At 52.7% G+C, this 19,168-nt stretch carries 19 protein-coding genes; 10 read left to right on the top strand and 9 right to left on the bottom strand.

What is annotated here, in order from left to right; translation table 11 throughout:
• Window positions 1-13 precede the first annotated feature (13 nt).
• The 5 genes from ACTJIK_RS18680 to ACTJIK_RS18660 all read right to left on the bottom strand — a co-directional run bounded on the left by ACTJIK_RS18680 (window position 14) and on the right by ACTJIK_RS18660 (window position 4,645).
• A complete protein-coding gene (locus ACTJIK_RS18680) occupies window positions 14-1,975 on the bottom strand; it encodes a DUF2207 domain-containing protein (protein ID WP_440648879.1) in 1,962 nt (653 codons plus the stop codon).
• On the bottom strand, window positions 1,975-2,529 hold the full coding sequence (locus ACTJIK_RS18675; protein ID WP_440648877.1) for a LemA family protein: 555 nt from the start codon (window positions 2,527-2,529) through the stop codon (window positions 1,975-1,977). The genes ACTJIK_RS18680 and ACTJIK_RS18675 overlap by 1 nt, the downstream gene beginning before the upstream one ends.
• 46 nt (window positions 2,530-2,575) lie before the next feature.
• Window positions 2,576-3,208: a DUF1361 domain-containing protein gene (locus ACTJIK_RS18670; protein ID WP_440648875.1), complete on the bottom strand. Its 633-nt coding sequence runs from the start codon at window positions 3,206-3,208 to the stop codon at window positions 2,576-2,578.
• Complete coding sequence (locus tag ACTJIK_RS18665) at window positions 3,205-3,945, bottom strand: ferritin-like domain-containing protein (RefSeq protein WP_440648873.1); 741 nt, start codon at window positions 3,943-3,945, stop codon at window positions 3,205-3,207. The genes ACTJIK_RS18670 and ACTJIK_RS18665 overlap by 4 nt, the downstream gene beginning before the upstream one ends.
• A 232-nt stretch (window positions 3,946-4,177) precedes the next feature.
• Window positions 4,178-4,645 carry an SRPBCC family protein gene (locus ACTJIK_RS18660; RefSeq protein WP_440648871.1) on the bottom strand — a complete coding sequence of 156 codons (468 nt, stop codon included), beginning with the start codon at window positions 4,643-4,645 and terminating at the stop codon, window positions 4,178-4,180.
• Between the two features lie 117 nt (window positions 4,646-4,762).
• Here ACTJIK_RS18660 and ACTJIK_RS18655 point away from each other — a divergent pair, with 117 nt between their 5' ends.
• The 5 genes from ACTJIK_RS18655 to ACTJIK_RS18635 all read left to right on the top strand — a co-directional run bounded on the left by ACTJIK_RS18655 (window position 4,763) and on the right by ACTJIK_RS18635 (window position 7,272).
• A complete protein-coding gene (locus tag ACTJIK_RS18655) occupies window positions 4,763-4,933 on the top strand; it encodes a hypothetical protein (RefSeq protein WP_440648869.1) in 171 nt (56 codons plus the stop codon).
• Between the two features lie 98 nt (window positions 4,934-5,031).
• Complete coding sequence (locus ACTJIK_RS18650) at window positions 5,032-5,229, top strand: hypothetical protein (RefSeq protein WP_440648867.1); 198 nt, start codon at window positions 5,032-5,034, stop codon at window positions 5,227-5,229.
• A gap of 164 nt (window positions 5,230-5,393) precedes the next feature.
• Window positions 5,394-5,795 carry a GreA/GreB family elongation factor gene (locus ACTJIK_RS18645; RefSeq protein WP_440648865.1) on the top strand — a complete coding sequence of 134 codons (402 nt, stop codon included), beginning with the start codon at window positions 5,394-5,396 and terminating at the stop codon, window positions 5,793-5,795.
• A 170-nt stretch (window positions 5,796-5,965) separates the two neighbouring features.
• Window positions 5,966-6,835, top strand: a complete 870-nt coding sequence (locus tag ACTJIK_RS18640) for a helix-turn-helix domain-containing protein (protein WP_440648863.1) — start codon at window positions 5,966-5,968, stop codon at window positions 6,833-6,835.
• Window positions 6,836-6,969: 134 nt separating this feature from the next.
• The gene (locus ACTJIK_RS18635; RefSeq protein WP_440648861.1) at window positions 6,970-7,272 is read left to right on the top strand and encodes a hypothetical protein; all 303 of its coding nucleotides are present in this window, start codon (window positions 6,970-6,972) and stop codon (window positions 7,270-7,272) included.
• 422 nt (window positions 7,273-7,694) lie between these two features.
• Here ACTJIK_RS18635 and ACTJIK_RS18630 read toward each other — a convergent pair whose 3' ends face one another.
• Window positions 7,695-9,245, bottom strand: a complete 1,551-nt coding sequence (locus tag ACTJIK_RS18630) for a PAS domain S-box protein (protein ID WP_440648859.1) — start codon at window positions 9,243-9,245, stop codon at window positions 7,695-7,697.
• Window positions 9,246-9,360: 115 nt separating this feature from the next.
• Between ACTJIK_RS18630 and ACTJIK_RS18625 the strand changes: the two genes are divergently transcribed.
• Window positions 9,361-10,458, top strand: coding sequence for a Gfo/Idh/MocA family protein (locus tag ACTJIK_RS18625; protein ID WP_440648857.1), 1,098 nt, complete (start codon window positions 9,361-9,363; stop codon window positions 10,456-10,458).
• Here ACTJIK_RS18625 and ACTJIK_RS18620 read toward each other — a convergent pair.
• The gene (locus ACTJIK_RS18620; protein WP_440648855.1) at window positions 10,451-11,113 is read right to left on the bottom strand and encodes a hypothetical protein; all 663 of its coding nucleotides are present in this window, start codon (window positions 11,111-11,113) and stop codon (window positions 10,451-10,453) included. The two genes, ACTJIK_RS18625 and ACTJIK_RS18620, sit on opposite strands and share 8 nt — an antisense overlap.
• A gap of 97 nt (window positions 11,114-11,210) precedes the next feature.
• On the opposite strand from ACTJIK_RS18620, the gene ACTJIK_RS18615 reads away from it, so the two are divergent.
• Window positions 11,211-12,032 carry an N-acetylmuramoyl-L-alanine amidase gene (locus ACTJIK_RS18615; protein ID WP_440648853.1) on the top strand — a complete coding sequence of 274 codons (822 nt, stop codon included), beginning with the start codon at window positions 11,211-11,213 and terminating at the stop codon, window positions 12,030-12,032.
• Between the two features lie 92 nt (window positions 12,033-12,124).
• On the opposite strand, the gene ACTJIK_RS18610 is transcribed toward ACTJIK_RS18615, so the two are convergent.
• Together ACTJIK_RS18610 and ACTJIK_RS18605 are read right to left on the bottom strand one after the other, a co-directional pair.
• Complete coding sequence (locus tag ACTJIK_RS18610; protein WP_440648851.1) at window positions 12,125-13,705, bottom strand: RagB/SusD family nutrient uptake outer membrane protein; 1,581 nt, start codon at window positions 13,703-13,705, stop codon at window positions 12,125-12,127.
• A gap of 19 nt (window positions 13,706-13,724) precedes the next feature.
• Window positions 13,725-16,781, bottom strand: coding sequence for a SusC/RagA family TonB-linked outer membrane protein (locus ACTJIK_RS18605; RefSeq protein WP_440648849.1), 3,057 nt, complete (start codon window positions 16,779-16,781; stop codon window positions 13,725-13,727).
• Window positions 16,782-17,305: 524 nt separating this feature from the next.
• Between ACTJIK_RS18605 and ACTJIK_RS18600 the strand changes: the two genes are divergently transcribed.
• Genes ACTJIK_RS18600 through ACTJIK_RS18590 form a run of 3 tightly spaced genes read left to right on the top strand, consistent with a single transcriptional unit; the run spans window position 17,306 to window position 19,115 of the window.
• Window positions 17,306-18,076 (top strand): DeoR/GlpR family DNA-binding transcription regulator, encoded by a 771-nt coding sequence (locus tag ACTJIK_RS18600; protein WP_440648847.1) that lies wholly within the window; start codon window positions 17,306-17,308, stop codon window positions 18,074-18,076.
• 34 nt (window positions 18,077-18,110) lie between these two features.
• Window positions 18,111-18,593: a hypothetical protein gene (locus tag ACTJIK_RS18595; protein ID WP_440648845.1), complete on the top strand. Its 483-nt coding sequence runs from the start codon at window positions 18,111-18,113 to the stop codon at window positions 18,591-18,593.
• Window positions 18,594-18,608: 15 nt separating this feature from the next.
• Window positions 18,609-19,115: a hypothetical protein gene (locus ACTJIK_RS18590; RefSeq protein ID WP_440648843.1), complete on the top strand. Its 507-nt coding sequence runs from the start codon at window positions 18,609-18,611 to the stop codon at window positions 19,113-19,115.
• The last annotated feature ends 53 nt before the right edge of the window (window positions 19,116-19,168 follow it).

Genomic DNA, 19,168 nt, shown 5'->3' with positions numbered 1-19,168 from the left:
ATATCGCATACGGCTACCAGCCGCCGCCACCGCCGCCTCCACCGCCACCGCCGGAAGAACCGCCGCCGCTGCTGCCGGAGCTCCAGCTGGAACTTCCGCTGGAGCTGCTGCTGGAACTGCCGCCTGAGCTGGGCGGCGGCGTGGGGTCTACCTGGGCGCTCATTACGGAAGAGGTAAGGCGGTTGGAGAAAGAGGATGAAAAACGGGTATAGTTCAGGTTGTCTCCCGCATACCAGGCGGGATCGTAGTTCGCCTGTTCCAGCACGCTGCTGAACTTGTCCGCCCACTGGTTCTCCAGGTCCAGCGCAATAGCGTAGGGCAGGAGCTTTTCGAACAGTGCCGGGGTGTGCTCCGGCGGCGTGAGCATATCCAGCCGGTGCTCTTCCGCCGTTTCAAGATACATCCTGAACCCTTCGATCTTCGCGTTCATAGCCGCTCCCAGCGGCGTGGGCGCCTTGATCAGTCGGATATAAAGGAAGTAAGCCAGGCTCATACCGGTCATGAACACCAGCGCGGTAAACGGCACTTCGTCCAGGTAAGAGAACATGATCACGACAGGCACGAGCGTGAAGGGGATACCGAAAATAAAATATACTACCGAAGCGCAGCCTTCCCTGATCTTTTTAAAACCGCTCAGGAGCATGCCCACGCCTACGCCCATGAAAGGCGTGAGGAAAAGCAGCAGGAAAAACGTACCGGCATTGATCAGCAGCATGTAAAGGAACAGCGTAACGCCGGTGAGTAAGCCGCCAATAAGTATCTGTTTGGTGTTCGGCAGGAAATAATCCTTTATTTTATGCTGTTCGGCCAAAGCCGCGCTGAAGGATTCGTTGGCGGCTTCAAATATCTTGTGCTGCTTGTTGTCCAGCGCAATTTCGCGGCGGGAGCTGAGCAGGCCGGAGAATAATTTTTGTTCTTCCTTCGGCAGGCCGTCAGGCGCATCGATGTGTTTTTCCAGGGCATATTCCCTCCGCCCGCTCTCTTTGATGCGGATGATCTTTTTCACAGCCAGGCTTACGAGTGCGGCGGCATTCGTTTTATTGTCCGCCCCGCGTTTCCAGATATACCGCAAAGCGGCCGGCGAAAGTCCCTGCGGCGGCTCGAAAGCGGGCACTGCTACGGGCTGCTCCGGGTCTACGCCGTGTTTCTTCCAGGTGGAAAAGAAATAGAACAGGAGGCCGGCGCCGCCGATGAAGGCCAGCAATATTTCGCGGTAATTCTCATACCATTCCAGCAGTTTTTCCCGGAAACCGGGCGGCGGCGGCCGCTGAATGATGCCTGCCGAGAAGGCCGGCGCAATGGTGAAACCTTCGCCGGGCTCCAGCTGGCTGCTGGCGGTGAAAGTAGGGTATCCCTCGTTGTTGTAAGACACGGTGCAGTTGCTGGCAGCAGAGCCGTCGGGGCCGGTATAGCAGGCGGCCCGCACGATCCGGGCGCCGCGGGGAAGCTCAACGGTGGCGCTGGCTTTCACGATCGGGAAGCTCCAGCCGCTGCCGGTCACGTTCCAGTAGAATTCATCGGAATCCTCGAAGAAACCGACATGGCCGGTAGTGGTGTAGCTGATGGCGTATTGGTACACGCCGGGTTCCAGTTCCACGTCCTTATCGCCAATGCGGATGATAAGATCGCCGTCGTTTTCCGTTGTGGTGTAGGGTTCCGGCATGCCGTCTTTCAGCACTTCGGTAATGTGAATGTCTACACGTTTGCTGCTGCCGTTCCTGTTGCGGCGGTACAGCGGGATGTTGCGGAAAATGCCTTTTTTGATGTAAAACCGCGCGGTGAACACTTTGATATGTTCCGTGATGCGGGCTTCCCCGGTGGGGTACAGGCGGATATCGGAATGGAAGCTGAGGATGCCGTCCGAATAAAGGCCGTGGGCCGCGTCTTCCTGGATGTAAGTGGTGGTATCGGCCTCCTGCGCCGGCGCTTTTGCGAAGGGCAGCAACAGGCAGAGGGCGAAAATGAGCTGTTTCATCAGAATGTTACGTTGGGCCTTTCGCGGTGCGCGGCATTGTCTATTTCAAAAAATTCTCCCGTGCGGAAGCTGAACATGCCGGCAATGAGGTTGGTAGGGAAACTTTCCACGAGCGTGTTGTTCTCGCGCACCGTGCCGTTGTAGTACCGGCGGGCAGATTCAAGGTTGCTCTCAATATCCGCCAGCTCCGATTGCAGCGCGGTGAAATTGGCGCTGGCTTTCAGGTCGGGGTAATTTTCCGCTACGGCGATAAGAGAGCCCAGTGCGCGGGTAAGCCCGGCTTCTGCCTGCATCTTGTCGTGCGGGGTGGCGGCATTCATGGAAGCGGTGCGGTAGCTGGTCACCTGTTCGAGCGTTTGTTTTTCATGCGCGGCGTAACCTTTTACGGTCTCCACGAGGTTGGGGATGAGGTCGTACCGTTTTTTGAGGCTCACATCTATCCCGCTCCAGCCTTCTTTCATGAGGTTCCGTTTGCTGACCAGCCGGTTGTATCCGCTGATGGCCCATATCAGCACAATGGCCGCGAGCGCGATGATTCCGATGGTAATTCCCATAGTTCCGTAGGTTTTAGGAAAAGGGAAAATAACTATAAATATCGGTTCAGCATAATGTATGGGTGCGAAGGATTTTAAGGGTGAAATAAAATAGGCTGAACATCGCGGCGAACAGGGCCGTAAAAAGCCAGACCTCCGCATGGCGGAAAGGGTGGATGAAATGTGCCGCCATGCTTTGCAGCAGGTCGTACGGTGCGGTAATCACATCCCAGCTGTTGAACCGCATGAACCGCCCGATATAAATGCCATAGCCGCAGAGCAATGAAACGAAGGCAACGCAAATATGCACGGTGCGTCGTTTAAAACCGGCAGCCAGGAATTGTTCCACCTGCATGAGCGATACCATGCCGAGCAATAACCCGTTCCATGCGGCGGTAGCCAGCAGGAAGAGGTCGAACCAGGCAGGCACCGGCGGTTTGGCTCTGAAATGGAACAGGTCTGTAAGCAGGTAAGGGGCATTGGGAAAAAAGAGGAGCCAGGCCGAAAGCAGTAACATATTCCGTAAGCCGGGTGTTTCTCCCGGTTTTAACCAGCGGCTGATGGCCAGCGGTATTACAGCGAGCACAGTGTTCCATGCGAGGAAAACATATGCGATGCTTTGCGTGTAGTACATGCGGCCGGCCAGCAGCATGAACATGAACAATATGCTCAGCAGGAGCATTTTTTCGGTATGTTTCATGAGTATGAGAATTGGGGTTTGGGTACGGTGCGGGTAACCCGGTACAGCGTTTTGTAATACTTGTAACGCATCTTGCGGAGGTAGGTGGTATAGGTGTTCCCGCCCGCTTTGAACAGCCTGCGGTGGGCAAACCAGATAACGTGGATGGTGGCGAAATAGAACACTTTGTAGAACAGCCTGCTGAATATCCGGCCAGGCATGGATTTGGCCCAGAACAGCTGCTCCATCCTTTCCCGCTGGAATTGTATGTGATAGGCTTCGTCTGTCAGTATTTCGCGGCAGATCTGTTTCAGGAGGATGCAGGAGGTGGCCTCTTTCAGCGACTGGTAGAACACCTGTGCGGCGCTTTCCACGGTGAGCACGGCCAGCGTCCAGGATTCCATGCTGGTATTGAAGTGGCGCGCGCGGCGGAAAAGCGTGTCGCCCCAGTTGTGCTTTATCCTCGGCTGCCCGATCATATCCAGGTAACGGCCCAGGTTCTCGCCGTGTTTCTGTTCCTCTTTGATGAAGAGCTGCATGGCTTCCACGAAATGTTCATCGCCGGTTTTGCTGGCATGAAAGGATGCGGCGCGCAGCAGGTTACGCCCGTCGGACGTTTCGCCGAGCTGCCATGCCTGGAGGGAGCGGAGCACAGCCCTGGTCTGCGAAAGCGTTATGGAAGGCGTAAGATCCCAGTTCACGCGGTGATGCGTGGCGTTGTAGCGGAAAAAACGGACCCAGTCCTGTGTAGAATGCATAGGAGTATTATTATTCACTTTGTGTTGCAAAGTGAAAGGGTGAAAAATAAGGCTGGACGGGCAGCCTGCTGATGTGCTATAAAATGAAGTGTGAAAAGTACTTTGTAATACAAAGTAAATAAAGCATTGTTGAAAATCCAAATTTATTTACCTGAATGAAATGTTAAAACGGTTTCAGAACCTGTTTTGAAAAAGTGTTTTTGAAGGGAGGAGATGTATGGCCAATAACGGTTTATTCTGTGAACCCGGCAAGGTTCTCCAGGCTGGAGGCCATGCCCAGCTGGTGATCCTCGGGTTTGATACCCGAGGGCACATCTTCCGCGATGAACGTCACCTCGGTGCCGCCGGGCACGGGCAGAAGGATGGTGGTGAGGGTCATGGTGCCGGCAAAAGCGGGGTCTTCCGATTCAAAGTCCACCGCTTCAACGATCTGTTCGCCCGGCTCCAGCTTTAGGAAGCGGCCCTGGAACACGTCCGCATTGCCCGCCGTTTTCCCTTTGATGTCCGCGTCCTCGTATTCGAAAGCCATTTTGTAAGTGCCGCCTTCGAAAGGTTCGAATGTATACACCCTGCAGGTCATGCCTTCGGGAGGGCGCCATGCGGATACGGCCTTGGGATCCAGGAAGGCCTGGTAGATCTTTTCAGGGGGTGCTTTGATCACCCTGGAAGCGGAATCGGTTCTGCCTGACGGGTTTTTCATGCTTTGGTATATTAGCTGTACCTGAATTTACGTTTTTTAAAGGAAAGGGCAGAACCAGGCGTATCCACGGATGAATAAAACAGGGATATTTCCACGGAAATTTTGTATATTCGCCTAATGTCAGGTAAGATCATATACCAGCGTATCCGCATCTTTTCCCGTCCCGCGCAGGACGTGATGCCGCTGTGTACCTGCATCAGCAAACATTTCCGCACATTTTGCAAGAAGTTGTATTACTTCTCAAATTTTAAAGACTTCAATACGCTTGCCCTGAACCGTATATCGTAGTGCCAGGGTTCAGGGGCTTCCTACTTTTTATCTTTTTTATCGACATTTCAAGCTGAATTGTTATGACCAGGAATAAAGAAACTGTTCCGGTCAGCGGTATGTTACTGGTTCTTCTCGTGATCGTCAACGCGCTGGTAATGCGCGCGGGGCTAACAAGAAGCACCGGGTGGTATTGGGTGTTATGCATCACTTTGCCGCTGCTGCTGATCGTAACAAGGAACGCACGTAAAAAGCAACCCGAGGGCGTACAACGGAACGTTGCAGGGCAGCTCCGCTGGCTGCTCCGCATCTGGTAGGCCGCGAAGGGCATGATGTTTGCACACAGCACCAGGACAATACTTACGCTGCACAGGTAACCGGCTGCCAGGGAGCCCGGCTTTCCCATTAAACATATTCATATTTCGGACCTGCCGCTACCGGCGGGGCCGGGATTTTCATTCAATTAAAAAAATTATGACCAATGCAAAAGACAAAACATCAACTGGTATTCAGGAAAGATGATTTCGAAATATTACAGGCCTGCCTGCTGGAAGACGAGCGCGTGAGCCAGTTTACGCCCGAAGTGGTGGAATCGCTGCTGGCAGACTTCAGGAAGGGCAAACTCGTCAGCAAGGAAGAATTCCCCGCAGACGTAGTGCGGCTCAACTCCCGCGTGATCGTGCAGGAAGCCAATAAAGACAAGGAAATGGAACTGACCGTGGTAATGCCCGATGAAGCGGACATCAAGCAGCGTAAGATCTCCGTGATGGCGCCCGTAGGCGTGGCCCTCATCGGTTTCAGGCAGGGGCAGGAAGTGATGTGGCCTGTGCCCGGCGGCCAGAAGAAATTCCGGATCAAAGAAGTGATCAACGACAACGAATAATAGCTCAAAATTGGAATAACACACAGCCGGCGCTTTTACAGGCGCCGGTTTTTTTACGATATACCGGTAAAAAGATACAAACGCTATTTACGGCTTACCGGTAAATAGTACCATAAAACCCCTGAATCTGCGTTGGCCGCCCGCGCCCTGCGGCGTACCTTTACAGTGTTATGAAACAGGCCATCCCGGTATATGATATCTGCACCATCAGCGCTGGCCACCAGCACCAGGACCTGCTGGCGGAGCGGCTGGACGGTTACCTGAAAAAGAACTACCAGCGCGTTCACCAGCAGCACGGGCATAATTTCTATCACCTGGTGCTTTTCACCAAAGGCACCGGGGCACATACGCTGGATTTTACGCGTTTTACGGTGCAGCCCTGGCAGATCTATTTCATGACGCCAGGCCAGGTGCACAGCTGGCATTTCAAAGAAGGGACAGACGGGTATGTGATCCACTTTGCCGCTTCCTTTTTCGATACTTTCCTCACGCAGCACCAGTACCTGGAACAGTTCCCTTTTTTCAGCGGCAACAGCGGCGAGCAGGTGCTCCATATCCCGGCAGGCGGCAGGAACGGGGTGAAAGCCGTATTCGAACAAATACTGGAAGAAGCGGCGGGGCGCAACGAGGCGGACATGATCCGCGTGCTGCTGCTGCAATTGTTCCTGCTGGTGAACCGGGCAACGGGAAAAGACACGAAAAAGGCCGTGCCGCAGCAGAAGCAGCTGGTGTTGCGCAACTTCCGGCAGCTGATCAACAAACATTACCGGAGGCTCCGGTTGCCGAAAGAATACGCGGAGCTGCTGTACATCACGCCCAATCACCTGAACGCCCTCTGCCAGGATCTGCTGGGTAAAACCGCCGGGGAACTTATCAGGGAACGCGTGCTGCTGGAGGCTAAGCGGCTGCTGACCAACGAGGGCCTGACGGTAACGCAGATCGCCTCCGATCTTAATTTCGAGGATAACTCCTACTTCTCGCGCTTTTTTAAAAAATATGCAGGCGTTACCGCGGAAGAATTTAGAAACAGTTTAATCTGAATATTATGTGTGCCGAAAGAACAGACCATAAGCCGAACCTTTTACTGAGCGTATTGGGTAACAGGTGTCCCCGTTGCAGAAGGGGCCGGCTTTTCGAAAACTCCAATCCTTACAACCTTTTCAAATTCATGCGCATGAACGGGCGCTGCCCCGAATGCGGCCAGCTCACCGAGCCTGAGACCGGCTTTTATTTCGGTACGGGTTACGTCAGCTATGCGCTGGCCATTGCCACGAGCGTGGCCACGTTCATAGCGTGGTGGGTGCTGCTGGGCTTTTCCCTTGAAGACAATAGCGTATTCTGGTGGCTGGGCGTGAACGGCCTGGTGCTGGTAGTGATACAACCGCTGCTGATGCGCCTCTCCCGCAGCATATGGCTGGCATTCTTTGTTTATTACGACAGAAACTGGAAAAGTAACGTACGAACGGTTAATTCTTAAGAAGAGTTATACATAAGCCTGGACCAACACCAGCCTTATCTTCCATTTCTTTTTTTGAGCCGGCCAAGGTCGAATGATTATTTCTCTAAAATTCCGTGCTCATGGTCTAAACAAACACCATCCCAGCACAATCTCTTTCTTTTTTTGGGGACCAGCAAAGGACGAATGACTATTTCTTTAAAATTCCGTGCTCATGGTCTAAACAAACACCATCCCAGCACAATCTCTTTCTTTTTTTGGGGGCCAGCAAAGGACAAATGACTATTTCTTTAAAATTCCGTGCTCATGGTCTACACAAACACCATCCCAGCACAATCTCTTTCTTTTTTTTGGGGGCCAGCAAAGGACGAATGATTAATTTTTTTAAAAAATTCTGTACCCACAGCCTATGCAAACACAGCCTAGTTTATTTTTTAAAAAAATTAATCATTCGTCCGCACAAAAATGTGATTACATTTTTCCGCTACATCATGAATGATCTCGTCCATTTCCTTTGAGATCTTTTCGATGTAAGCGAGCAGGGGAAGATTGTCCGGGTGCCCCAGGTTTTCCTTGTTAAGCGCGGCCATTACGCCAAGCATAGACGCCACGGGCCTGCGAAGGCTGTGTGAGCTCATGTGGGCTACTTTCTTTAGCTCTTCTATGTAGGTTTTCTTATCGTCGATATCTTCCATGGCGCCGATCATCCGGTAAGGCTTGCCATCTTCCCCGTACAGCACATAGCCGCGGTCCGACACATACCGGTAGTTGCCTTTGGCACAGCGGAAGCGGTATTCCACTGCCCATTGCTCCGTCTGCCTGCTGATCACATCTTCCAGTCCCTTAACCGCCGCCGCCGCATCATCCGGGTGAACGCGCTCTTTCCACCAGTCAGCGTTGTTGCTCACATCCGTGTAGCCGAAGAGGGTGAAGAGATTATTGTTCCAGAGCACTTTGTTGGTTTTAAGGTCCCAGTCCCAGATCACGCTGTGGGTGGCCATGGAGACCAGATCATAACGGTCCAGCGCTCTTTTGAGGCGGATCTCCTGTTTTTTCCTTTCCGAAACGTCGCGGGCGAAGCAGGCCACGCCGGTGATCTTACCGTCGTTGATAATGGGATTAAAAGTGATCTCAGCGGTGGATAATCCGAAGTTCGCCATCTCCCTGGATTCTTCAATGGTCTGTTTTTCGCCCTGGAGGCTCTTGCGGTAATACCCTTCCCACCGGTGCAGCTCCTCCCGGTCAGCCGACAGCACAGGCCTGGTGCCCGGTTTAAGGCTCACGCCGGTGAAGTGCAGGATAGCGTTATGGTAAGCATTATTGAAAGCGGTGAAACGCAACTGGTCATCTACCGCCCAGATGAGATCTTCCGTACTGTTGATCATGGAATCCATCAGCACCTTGTGTTGTGAGAGCGCCTCAAAAGCCTGTTGTTTGTCCGTTACATTCCATACGCTTACAATATCCGCTTCACGGCCTTTGTAAACGGTGGCGAAGGTGCGCACTTCCATGTACATTAGCGAGCCGTCCTTTTTCAGGTGCTTCCAGGTGCCGGAATCCTCAAAACCGTCTTTCAGCACTTTATGCGCTTCCAGCAGCCGGCCTACCTCTTCTGGCGGGCGTATCTGTAAAATGGACATTTTAAGGAACTCTTCCAGCGTATACCCGTACGTATTCAGCGCGGCATCATTCACGTCCATGAAATTTAACGTCTCACGGTCGTAGATCCACATGGGTTGCGGGCTTTGGCGGAAAATGCGGATGTAGGCAGTTTCTGAAGATTCCAGGGAACGTTTGTATTTTGCCAGCAGCCAGTAGAGCAGGGAGGTCGAGATCAGTATGAAAAGAACGCCCTTGGTGTACTGCCCCCGCCATAACATACTGGGTGTATGTGATGATAGCCAGCGCAGGAGAGAGTCTGTCCCCAGCACCCAGGTGAGGCCGAATACAAAATAGATGAGCACCGTTCTCGCGGGGGTCAGTAGGTTGATCATAAGTTACACATTTCAATAGACAGTTGCGGTAGATGTTAAGTTACTGAAATTTCGGGACGACGTTGCATTTCCCGGGAGAGATTTGTATCTTTTAGCAAATCCTAAAACCCCTTTTATGATGACACATTCCCGCCGTAGTTTTTTGCAGCATTCCGCCTTGCTGGGCGCATCGGCCCTGGTTTCGCCGCTGGCCGGCCTCGCATTGCCCTTCCAGGAAAAAAAGCTGGGTATCGCCCTTGTAGGCCTGGGCGGTTACGCCACCAACCAGCTGGCGCCCGCGCTGATGCAAACCAAAAATATCGAGCTGAGGGGTATCGTGACCGGTACGCCTTCCAAGATACCGGTATGGGTGGAAAAGTATAAGATCCCGGAAAAGAATATCTACAATTACGAGACTTTCGACCGTATTGCTGATAATAAGGACATAGATGTGGTGTACATCGTGCTGCCCAATTCCATGCATGCGGAGTATACCATCCGTGCGGCCAAAGCCGGCAAACACGTGATCTGTGAAAAGCCTATGGCTGTTAGCGTAAAGGAAGGCCAGGCCATGATAGACGCGTGCAAGGCTGCAGGTAAGCAGCTGGCTATCGGTTACAGGCTGCATTACGACCCGTTCCATCTTGAAATGATGCGCCTCACCCGCGAAAAAGTGTTCGGTGAACTAAAGCTCGTAGAGGCCAGTGACGGCTTCCGGGCGGGCGATCCTAACCAGTGGCGGCTGAAACACGCGCTTTCGGGCGGCGGCCCGCTGATGGACGTAGGCATTTATGCCATCCAGGGCGCGAGATATACGGTGGGCGAGGAGCCGCTGGCGGTGACCGCGCAGGAATTCCCGAAAACGATGCCTGAGAAGTTCAAAGATGTGGAAGAATCGCTTGCCTGGCAGCTGTATTTCCCCGGCGGCGCGGTCGCCAATTCCTTTTCTACCTATGCCACTGGCGTCAACCGCCTGTATGCGGCCGCTGAAAAAGGCTGGTACGAGGTGAACAATGCATATGGCTACGGCGGCCAGGTGGGCCGAACCAGCAAAGGCCCTATGGAATTCACGCACATCAACCAGCAGGCCGCGCATATGGACGGCGTGGCAAGATCCATCCTCACGAACACGCCGAACAACGTACCCGGCGAAGAAGGCCTGCGCGATATGAAGGTGATAGAAGCGATCTACGCGTCCATTGCGGCGGGCGGTAAAAAGATACAGATCAGTTGAGGGTATGGTCCAGCTCCAGCATGCCGGTGAACAGGAATTCTTTCCGGTCTGCGGTAAAGACCTTTACTTTCACGGAGGTCTGGTAATTGAGGGAGGTGAAAAGCTCGTTTTCCTGGAAAGAATGCAGGTCAAGCAGGGAATGCGGCGAATTGTCCTGCAGTTTTATCTTGATGGGCCAGATATTCAGCTCAGACAGTACAATGCCGCGGAGCAGCAGGTTGTTTTCCTGGATGCGCAGGAGGATGTGGCGGCCTTTCAGGTTGCCGGTAACGGTAAGGGACTGGCGGGAGGGGAGCCGGTACAGGAACAGCGCAAAAACAAAAGATACCAGCATTACGCCTGTGATAGCGGCCAGGAACATCGGGCTGGCAGGCATAAAATTAACGCTGAGCAACAGCGTCAGCGAGCCCCAAAGTACCAGCCTGCGCTTTTTCTTTTTTACAGGTATGTCTTTTTTATAAAGCAGGGCTGTGGCGAGCCACAGGGCCAGCGCAAAAGGAAAAGTAAATACCAAAGCGATCCGGAAAGCGGATACATAGGGAGCAGTAGGAAAATCAGAAAGCCTGGGGGTAATGATCAAACGAACGGCCAGGACGCCGAATGTACCTGCAACAACGGTAGCCCAAACCTTCAAAGCGTACAGGAATGTTTTCATAATACATCAAATAAATAAAGAATAACTCATCTTTACAATACCCCATTCGCAGTATTTCTACGGTTGTTTCCGCTTCAACTTTTTCGTAGATTTAGGCATGTTGAAAAAACAGATCCTCCTGGCTACGGTTGTTTTTTTCAGCGCCTGCGCGCCCCAACCGTATAAAGCCACCAACAAGGTTTACCGACATCAGACAAAGCACTGGGCGGATGTTTTGAAAGAGCAGCCGGGCAATATTCCCGTAGCCGCCGTAGCCGCCCCTGAATGGGTGGGCACTACCAACTTCAACCTCCGCAAGCCCAATTACGTCATCATTCACCATACCGCGCAGAATTCCTGCGAGCAGACACTAAAGACCTTTACGCTGGAACGCACGCAGGTAAGCGCGCATTACGTGATCTGCCGCAACGGCACCGTGCATCATATGCTGAACGACTATCTGCGGGCCTGGCATGGCGGCGTGTCCAAATGGGGCAGCCTTACGGATATCAATTCCACTTCCATCGGCATCGAGCTGGACAATAACGGCAGCGAACCCTTCGATTCGCTGCAGATAAACAGCCTGATGACGGTGCTGGATACCTTGAAACGGCGGTATAATATTCCTGCCGCCAATTTTATCGGCCATGGTGATATTGCGCCCAAACGGAAGGTGGACCCCAGCGTGCTGTTCCCCTGGGACAGGCTGGCGGCCCGGGGTTTCGGCCTTTGGTACGGCGATACGGCGGCCATCCGGGTGCCGGAGAACTTCAATGCGCTGCAGGGCCTGCGGCTGGTGGGGTATGATGTGAAAGACACTGCTGCGGCCATCCAGGCATTCAAAAGGCATTTTATTCCCGGTGATTCGCTGAGCGCGCCCGGTGAAATGAACGAAGCGGCAAAAAAGATACTGCTGGGCGTGATGCAGCAGGCAGAATAAGCTGTATGCCCAAAAATACCACCCGTCCGGGCAAAAAAAGAAGCGGAGAGAGAACTCTCCGCTTTCATTTTTCCACGTTACTCAATTCTAATTTAATAGAACGGATTTTGTTCGAGGTTAGGATTGAGGTCTCTCTCTCCCGTCGGTATCGGCCACCAGTAATCGCGTTTCGGATCAAAGGAGCGGGTGGCCTGCCTTTCCCTCTTATAGTTATATATGTCGGTGTTCATCACCGTTTCCGCTGTTTTCCAGCGGCGGATGTCGTTATAGTACAAACCTTCACCGGCAAGCTCTATCCTTCTTTCCAGGCGGATCACGTCGCGCATCTGCGCCTGGGTGAGGCCGGGGGTAATGAGGGGCATGCCGGCGCGGCTGCGGATGGAATCGAGCGCGGTGTAAACGGTGGCGTCGGGCCCGGCGGCTTCGTTCTGGGCTTCGGCGTACATCAGCAATATGTCCGCATACCGCAGCACGATGAAGTTTGTTTCCGACTGCCCGCCAACGAGCGATTCCACTGCTTTCGGCGGTGCCGCCGTATCGTAGATGCTGAATTTCTTCATGCCGTAGCCGGTGAATGAAAAACGGTTGTTGGCCACTACCTTGCCCATGTATTTATCGCCAGGGAAGGTTAACGTCGCATGCATGCGCGGATCACGGTTGGTCCACTGTTTGGCGGGATCGTAGCCGGAGCCGGGAGCGGTGCGGGGCAGGCCGTTCTTCATCAGGTAAGCGTCTACCAGGTCCTGCAGCGGCGCATTGGTGTTATACTGGCGGCAGATGAGGTCGAAGGAGTTGCCCTGCAGGGGAAAAATGTACTGCACATCAAAGATCACTTCGGAATTGTTCTCGTTTTGTGGAAGGAACATGGCGCGGTAATCCCGGTAAAGTTTGTAACCGAAAACATTAGCGTCTGTGATCACAGCCTTGGCGGCATCGGCAGCGGCTTTCCATTTTGCCGGGTCGTTCACGCCGTTATTCATCAGCGGGCTCGCCTCGTAGAGCAATACTCTTGCTTTCAGGGCCAGGGCCGCGCCTTTGGAAGCACGTCCCGGTTCGGTGGCTTTGGGAGGCAGGCCGCTGATGGCGCTTTCAAGGTCAGACAGTACTTGTGCGATCACGTCCTTACGCGGAGTGCGGGGCAAGTCCGAATCTTTTTTCTCATCCGGTGGGGTGAGTATGAGAGGCGCGTCGCCATAATAGGTGGCCAGCGTGAAATAATATAATGCGCGGAGGAAATAGGCCTCGCCTTTCATTCTTGTAATATCCGCGGCTTCCATGCCGGGCACTTCGTCGATTTTGGCGAGAAAGGTATTGCAACGGCCGATACCACCGTAGCTGTCGCCCCAGCGGCCGGTAACGATGCCACCGGTGGATGCGTTGTGCTGGCCCATCGCCACAGCATCGAAGCTATGTGAATTGCTATAGTTCCATGCATTGGGGGAAAGGGTTTCGTCCCAAAGGGCGGTGGCGTTGTTGGAGCCTTTGCCGCCGTAAAGACCGTCGTTGCGAAGGACTGAATAGCAGCCTACCAGCCCCGCGGCTGCCGCGTCCGGGGTGTTCCAATAGGTGGATTCCTGGTAGCGGTCGTTGGGTGTTGTTTCGAGCAGGCTTTTGTTACAGCCGGTTGCTATCAGCAACAATGTAGTTCCGGCCGCTAAAAATATTTTTTGCATATGCATGAGTTAATTAGAATTAAAAAGTAACGTTGATGCCGCCGGTGAATGTTTTCAGCATCGGATAGGTATACAGGTCGTTCCTGTTGAGCAATGATTCCGGGTCGAGATCTTTGTATTTCGAAATGGTGAGCAGGTTCTCCGCATTCACGTAAACGGATACGCGGCTGATCTTCACCTTTTGCAGCAGTGAAGCAGGCAGCGCATATGCCAGCTGGATGTTCTTCATACGCAGGTAATCGCCGTTCCTCAGCCAGAAGTTGGATAAATTGGTAAAGTTGCCCGTTCCCCCGGTGGTCAGCAGCGGCAGGCGCGCATTGGGATTCTCAGGCGTCCAGGTATCGCGCGTCCATTCCCAGGTAGCATTGGCGCCGTTTACGAAGGGATAGGCGAGGTTTGCCCTGGGGTATACTTTCACACCGGCCACGCCCTGCCAGGCTGAGGTCAGGGAAATACCTTTCCAGTCCACGTTGAAACCGAAACCGAAGGTGTACTTCGGCATAATGGAAGATGCGTTCATGATCACGCGGTCGTCGCCGTTGATGATGCCGTCCTGCTTCACGTCTTCGTAACGGATAAAGCCGGGGCGGGTATCTGTCCCTTGTTTGGGCCCTCTTGTCACCTCATCGGCATTCTGGAAATAACCGTCTGCCTGGAGAATGTAATAGGAGTTGAGCGGGTACCCTTCTTTGGTGATGGTAGCGCCGCTGTAGATGATCTCGCCGTTGAGATCCACTACTTTGTTTTTGTTGTAGGCGATGTTGCCCCAGATGCCGTAGTTGACCTCCCTGATATTGTTGCGGTATTGAAGCGTGATCTCGTAACCGGTATTATCCACCGTGCCGATGTTGCGCTGCGGACCGGTTAGATTACCCACCTGGGCAGGCAGGTTCACCGGGCGCAGAATGCCGTCTGTCCGCTTTTTATAAACGTCTACAGTAAGCGCGATGCGGTTCTTCCACATGTTCATATCAATGCCGCCGTTGTAGGTGGTAGTGGTTTCCCAGTGAATGCCTGGATCGGTTTCCTGTGTCTTCGCGTTACCCTGTTGCAGCGTACCGCCAAAACTGTAATCCTGGCCGGTAGCCACGGTCGGTGCATAACTGTAAAGGTCTACCGCCTGGTTGCCAAGCTGGCCTACAGAAGCGCGTAGCTTCAGCTGGTCAATGAATTTTACGTTCCAGAACTTTTCGCGGTCGATGCGCCAGCCTGCGGATGCGGCCGGGAAATATCCCCAGCGGTTGTTCAGCGCAAAACGGCTGGAACCATCTGCGCGGAAGGTGAATTCAAAGAGATATTTATCATCGTAATCGTAGTTGGCGCGGCCGAAGTAGGACATGATCACGTCTCTGGTGGTGTTGCCGCTGATGCCATTGAACGTAAGGCCGGCGTCGAGCGCGGTGAGCGTCGCGTCGCCATTGTCCAGGTAGCCGGTCATGGTGGCGTTGAACTGGTCTTTGTCAAAATTATCATAACTGGAGCCGATCATCGCGGACACATTGTGTTTGGAACCGAAGGTCTTTTTCCAGTCGAGCGTATTATAAAAGTGCAGGGAAATGTCGTTCTCATCCGTTTTGGCAAAGCGGGGCGCAGTGGCCGGGCTGTTCCAGTTGATCGCGGCGCCGGTTTTCGGGTTGAACGTTTGCAGGCGCGGCGTATTGGTCGTGAGCAGGCCGTCGTATTTATCCACGCCGAACTTGATATTGTAAGTGATATCGAACGGAAGTTTGTATTCCGCGTTCGCCGTTGCCAGGAAGCGCTGCACCAGTTTGGTGGTGATGGCGCCGAAGGCGTGCAGGCGGGGATGTTCCCAGTTGTTGCGGCCGGCGGTTTTCAGCCAGGAATTGCCGTAGCGGCCGTCTGCCAGGGTATCGGTGAGGATGGGCAGCGTGCGGCTCATGGCCTGCCAGAAAGTGTTGTAAGTGGGCTGGGTGTAGTTGCGGTAATAGCCGTCCAGCGTCAGGCCTACTTTCAGTCTTTTGTTCACGTTCATGGACGCGTTCAGGCCGAGGGAGTAGTTTTTGGCGTGGTTGGTAGGCCCGAACTGGATACCGTCGCGATCCAGGAAGCCGAGAGAAAGGCGGTATTGGTACTGGTCCGTGCTGGCGGCCACGCTCAGGTCGTGTTTCTGGATAGAGCCGTTGTCTACCGCGATCTTATACCAGTCGCTTTTCGGGTAAATGATATTGTCGGTGAGCATGCCCTGCTCATATTCGGCGATCTCCGCGTCGGAGTACTCGGCGGCTTTGTTCTCGTTTTTAAGCGCCTGGTTCTTGGTGCGCATGTAAGCGATCGGGTCGTTGATGGCGTCCGGCAGGTAAGTGGCTTTGTGGAAGCCGCGGTAGTAGCCGTAATTCACCTTGGGCGTGCCCTTTCCTTTTTTGGTGGTCACGAGGATAACGCCGTTGGCGCCGCGGGATCCGTAAATGGCTGCTGCTGCGTCCTTCAGTACGGAAATGCTTTCGATGTCGTTCGGGTTCAGCTCGTCCATGGAATATTCAATACCGTCCACCAGTACCAGCGGGTTGCTGTTATTGAGCGTTCCCACACCGCGGATGCGGATGGTGGAGCGGTCGATGCCCGGCTGGCTGTTGCTCAGGTTCACGAAAAGGCCGGGCGTGCCATGCAGCGCGTTGCTGACGTTGGTGATGGGCTGGCCTTCTTTTTCGGACATGTCTACCACGGCAATGGCGCCGGTAACGGTCGCTTTTTTACGGGTTCCGTAACCTACCACCACCGTTTCATTCAGTTTCTGCACGTCTTCCTGCAGCTTGATATCCAGGGTGGTTGTTTTGGTGATCTTTACCTCCTGCGGGAGATAGCCGATGAAGGAAAACTTCAGCACCGCGCCTATGGGGGCGTTGATCCTGAACGTGCCGTTCACGTCGGTACCGATCCCTTTTGTGGTGCCCTGCACGTGGATGCTGACGCCCATGAGTGGATTGCCGTCCGTGGCGGAGGTCACCTTCCCGGAAACGGGAACGTCCTGCGCGCGGAGGGTAAGGGAAGAAAGGCAAATAACCCCCAGGCAAACCGCCAGGAAGCGGAGAAGGAGTGATCGCTTAAAAAGCTCCATAATCATTGATTTTTTACGTAGTTGAATACCTCAGTTATGTAATTGGCCTGGTAAAATGCCTTATAGCGATGTACAAATAAAGCTGAGTAGCGGCCGGTTGCCGGCGATCCCGTGAGTAGCATGGTATACGTTTGTGAACGTGGCTCTTTTATCGCTGTAATTGTATCAGTATTATTATATATATCGATTTCGGCTTTTTTGTCCTTTCGTTTCAGGCCAAAAATATAAAAAATGAAAACAAAAGCAAATAAATTGAAATCAATTTATAAAATAAACTGAAATATCTTCCTGGAAATGGAACGGAGCTTGCCTGGAAGCGGGAGCGGGACTGCATATGGTTGATAATGATTTAATTATCAATGTTAAAGAATTTTTAAACCATGCAGGGAGAATCGGGGAATTGGCTATTTTTAGGAAAATCCTCCGTATTTTACAGGAAATTGCATGCCTGTACGATTGTAAGGGAGTGATTTTCAATATGCATAACGAGATTTCTACGTTAATTTAACCTAATATTTCAACCCATGTCAATGATCAATATTGCAGAGCGGCACAAGTTTATATTAAGCAGGTTATACGAAAAGGGCTATGTGAACGTGGTGGAATTGTGTAAAGAGCTGGACGTTTCCGGTGTAACGATCCGAAAGGATTTGAAGCTGCTGGAGGATAAATCGCTGTTATACCGCTCCCACGGCGGGGCTACCGTGCAAAACCCCTATACCAACGACAAACCGGTGAACGAAAAGGAGAAGATCCGCCGGGAAGAAAAGAACAACATCGGCAAAACGGCCGCTTCCCTGATCGTTCCGGGAGACGCTATTATTATTGCTTCCGGCACTACCGTGCTGGCGCTGGCCAAGCACATTCAGCCCCGCGGGCCGCTGATGATCATTACTTCGGCCCTCAACGTGGCGCTTGAACTGAACCGCTATCATGAAATAGAAGTGGTGCAGCTTGGCGGCGTGATCCGTAATAATTCATCGTCTGTGGCCGGCCCATATGCGGAGAAGATCCTGGAAGATTTTTCATGCAGCAAGCTGTTCCTCGGGGTAGACGGCATCGATGTTGAATTTGGCCTCACCACCACCAGCATTGCCGAAGCGCACCTGAACCAGCAAATGATGGCGGCGGCGCAGAAAACGATCGTGCTGGCGGATTCTTCCAAGTTCGGTAAACGCGGCTTCGGCAGGATATGCCGGCTGGAAGAAGTGGACCAGATCATTACCGACAAAGGTATTTCCGAGCACATGGTGAAATTGCTGGAGGATATGGGAATTGAAGTGGTGATCGTTTAATTTGTTCCCTGAAATATGATATACCCTTATACCTATGCTTACTGATCCCTCACAGGAAAATCTTTTCCAGGAAGAAGAATTTGAAGAAGTCCGTTACAGGAAAGAGCTGTTGCCGCTTTGGTTCAGGATAATGACCGGCCTGGGCGCTGTCTCCGGGTTTATCTTTGCGCTCGGCAGTATTGCAAATATCATTCACCCTGAGGAAACGAGCAGCGGCCTGGAACGCATAATGATGTTCGTTGTTTTGGGTATATTCGCAACATCGGGCGTTGCCTGCATACAGCTATTAAGGGAAAAGAAATGGGCTATATATGCCGTTACCTTCACAGCATTGTTTCAACTGCTCGTTTTTTCCGCGGCGACTTATAATATTTACGATGATGCCGGACACAATTCGAGGCCTGTTTTTATTTCCATAACCGTTATTGTAGCTATACTGCTGATCTTCCTTACCAAGATATTTTTTATCTTCAAAAGGTGGCTGGCCTACCAGCCATCGGTAACGGCTAAACGATAATTCAAACTTCCCGCTATGGAAAACCAGGATACCGACGACCTTCTCACCGGCCCCGGCCTCGAAGAACCCGCCATCCGCAGGAACCTGCTGCCGGAATGGCTAAAGAAGCTGCTGCTGGTATTGATCTTCTACAAAGCATATTCGCTGCTGCGGAGCTTCCAGCTCTTTTTACTGCTTGGCACCGGCAGTGTGAGCAGCGGCGGCGGTTCCGTTCTTTTATGGATCGTTTTTATCGCCCTCGATCTGCTGGAAGCTTTCGTGTACATTTCGCTGCTGAGACAATGGAAATTCGCCCCGGTTACCGGCATCGTTGTATTGTCCGTTTCCTCGCTTACCACGATCGTATATTTTGTGCGCTTCGTTACATCGCCGGTAATGCCGGGTTTTACCATGGAAGAAATGCCGTCGGGCCTTATGATACAGGGCGTTATTTCACTCATTTCGCTGGCATTGTCCATCCTCATCATCATCCGCCTGTTGAAGATCCGCCGTGCGTGGGAAAATGGCGTAGCGGGGAAATAACCTATGACCAATGAATGATGCGCGCTTGGAAAACGCGATATCAGGCACAAAAC

Source organism: Chitinophaga sp. 22620 (genome assembly GCF_052044405.1).
Lineage (GTDB): Bacteria > Bacteroidota > Bacteroidia > Chitinophagales > Chitinophagaceae > Chitinophaga.
This window is presented reverse-complemented; position numbering and strand designations above follow the sequence as displayed.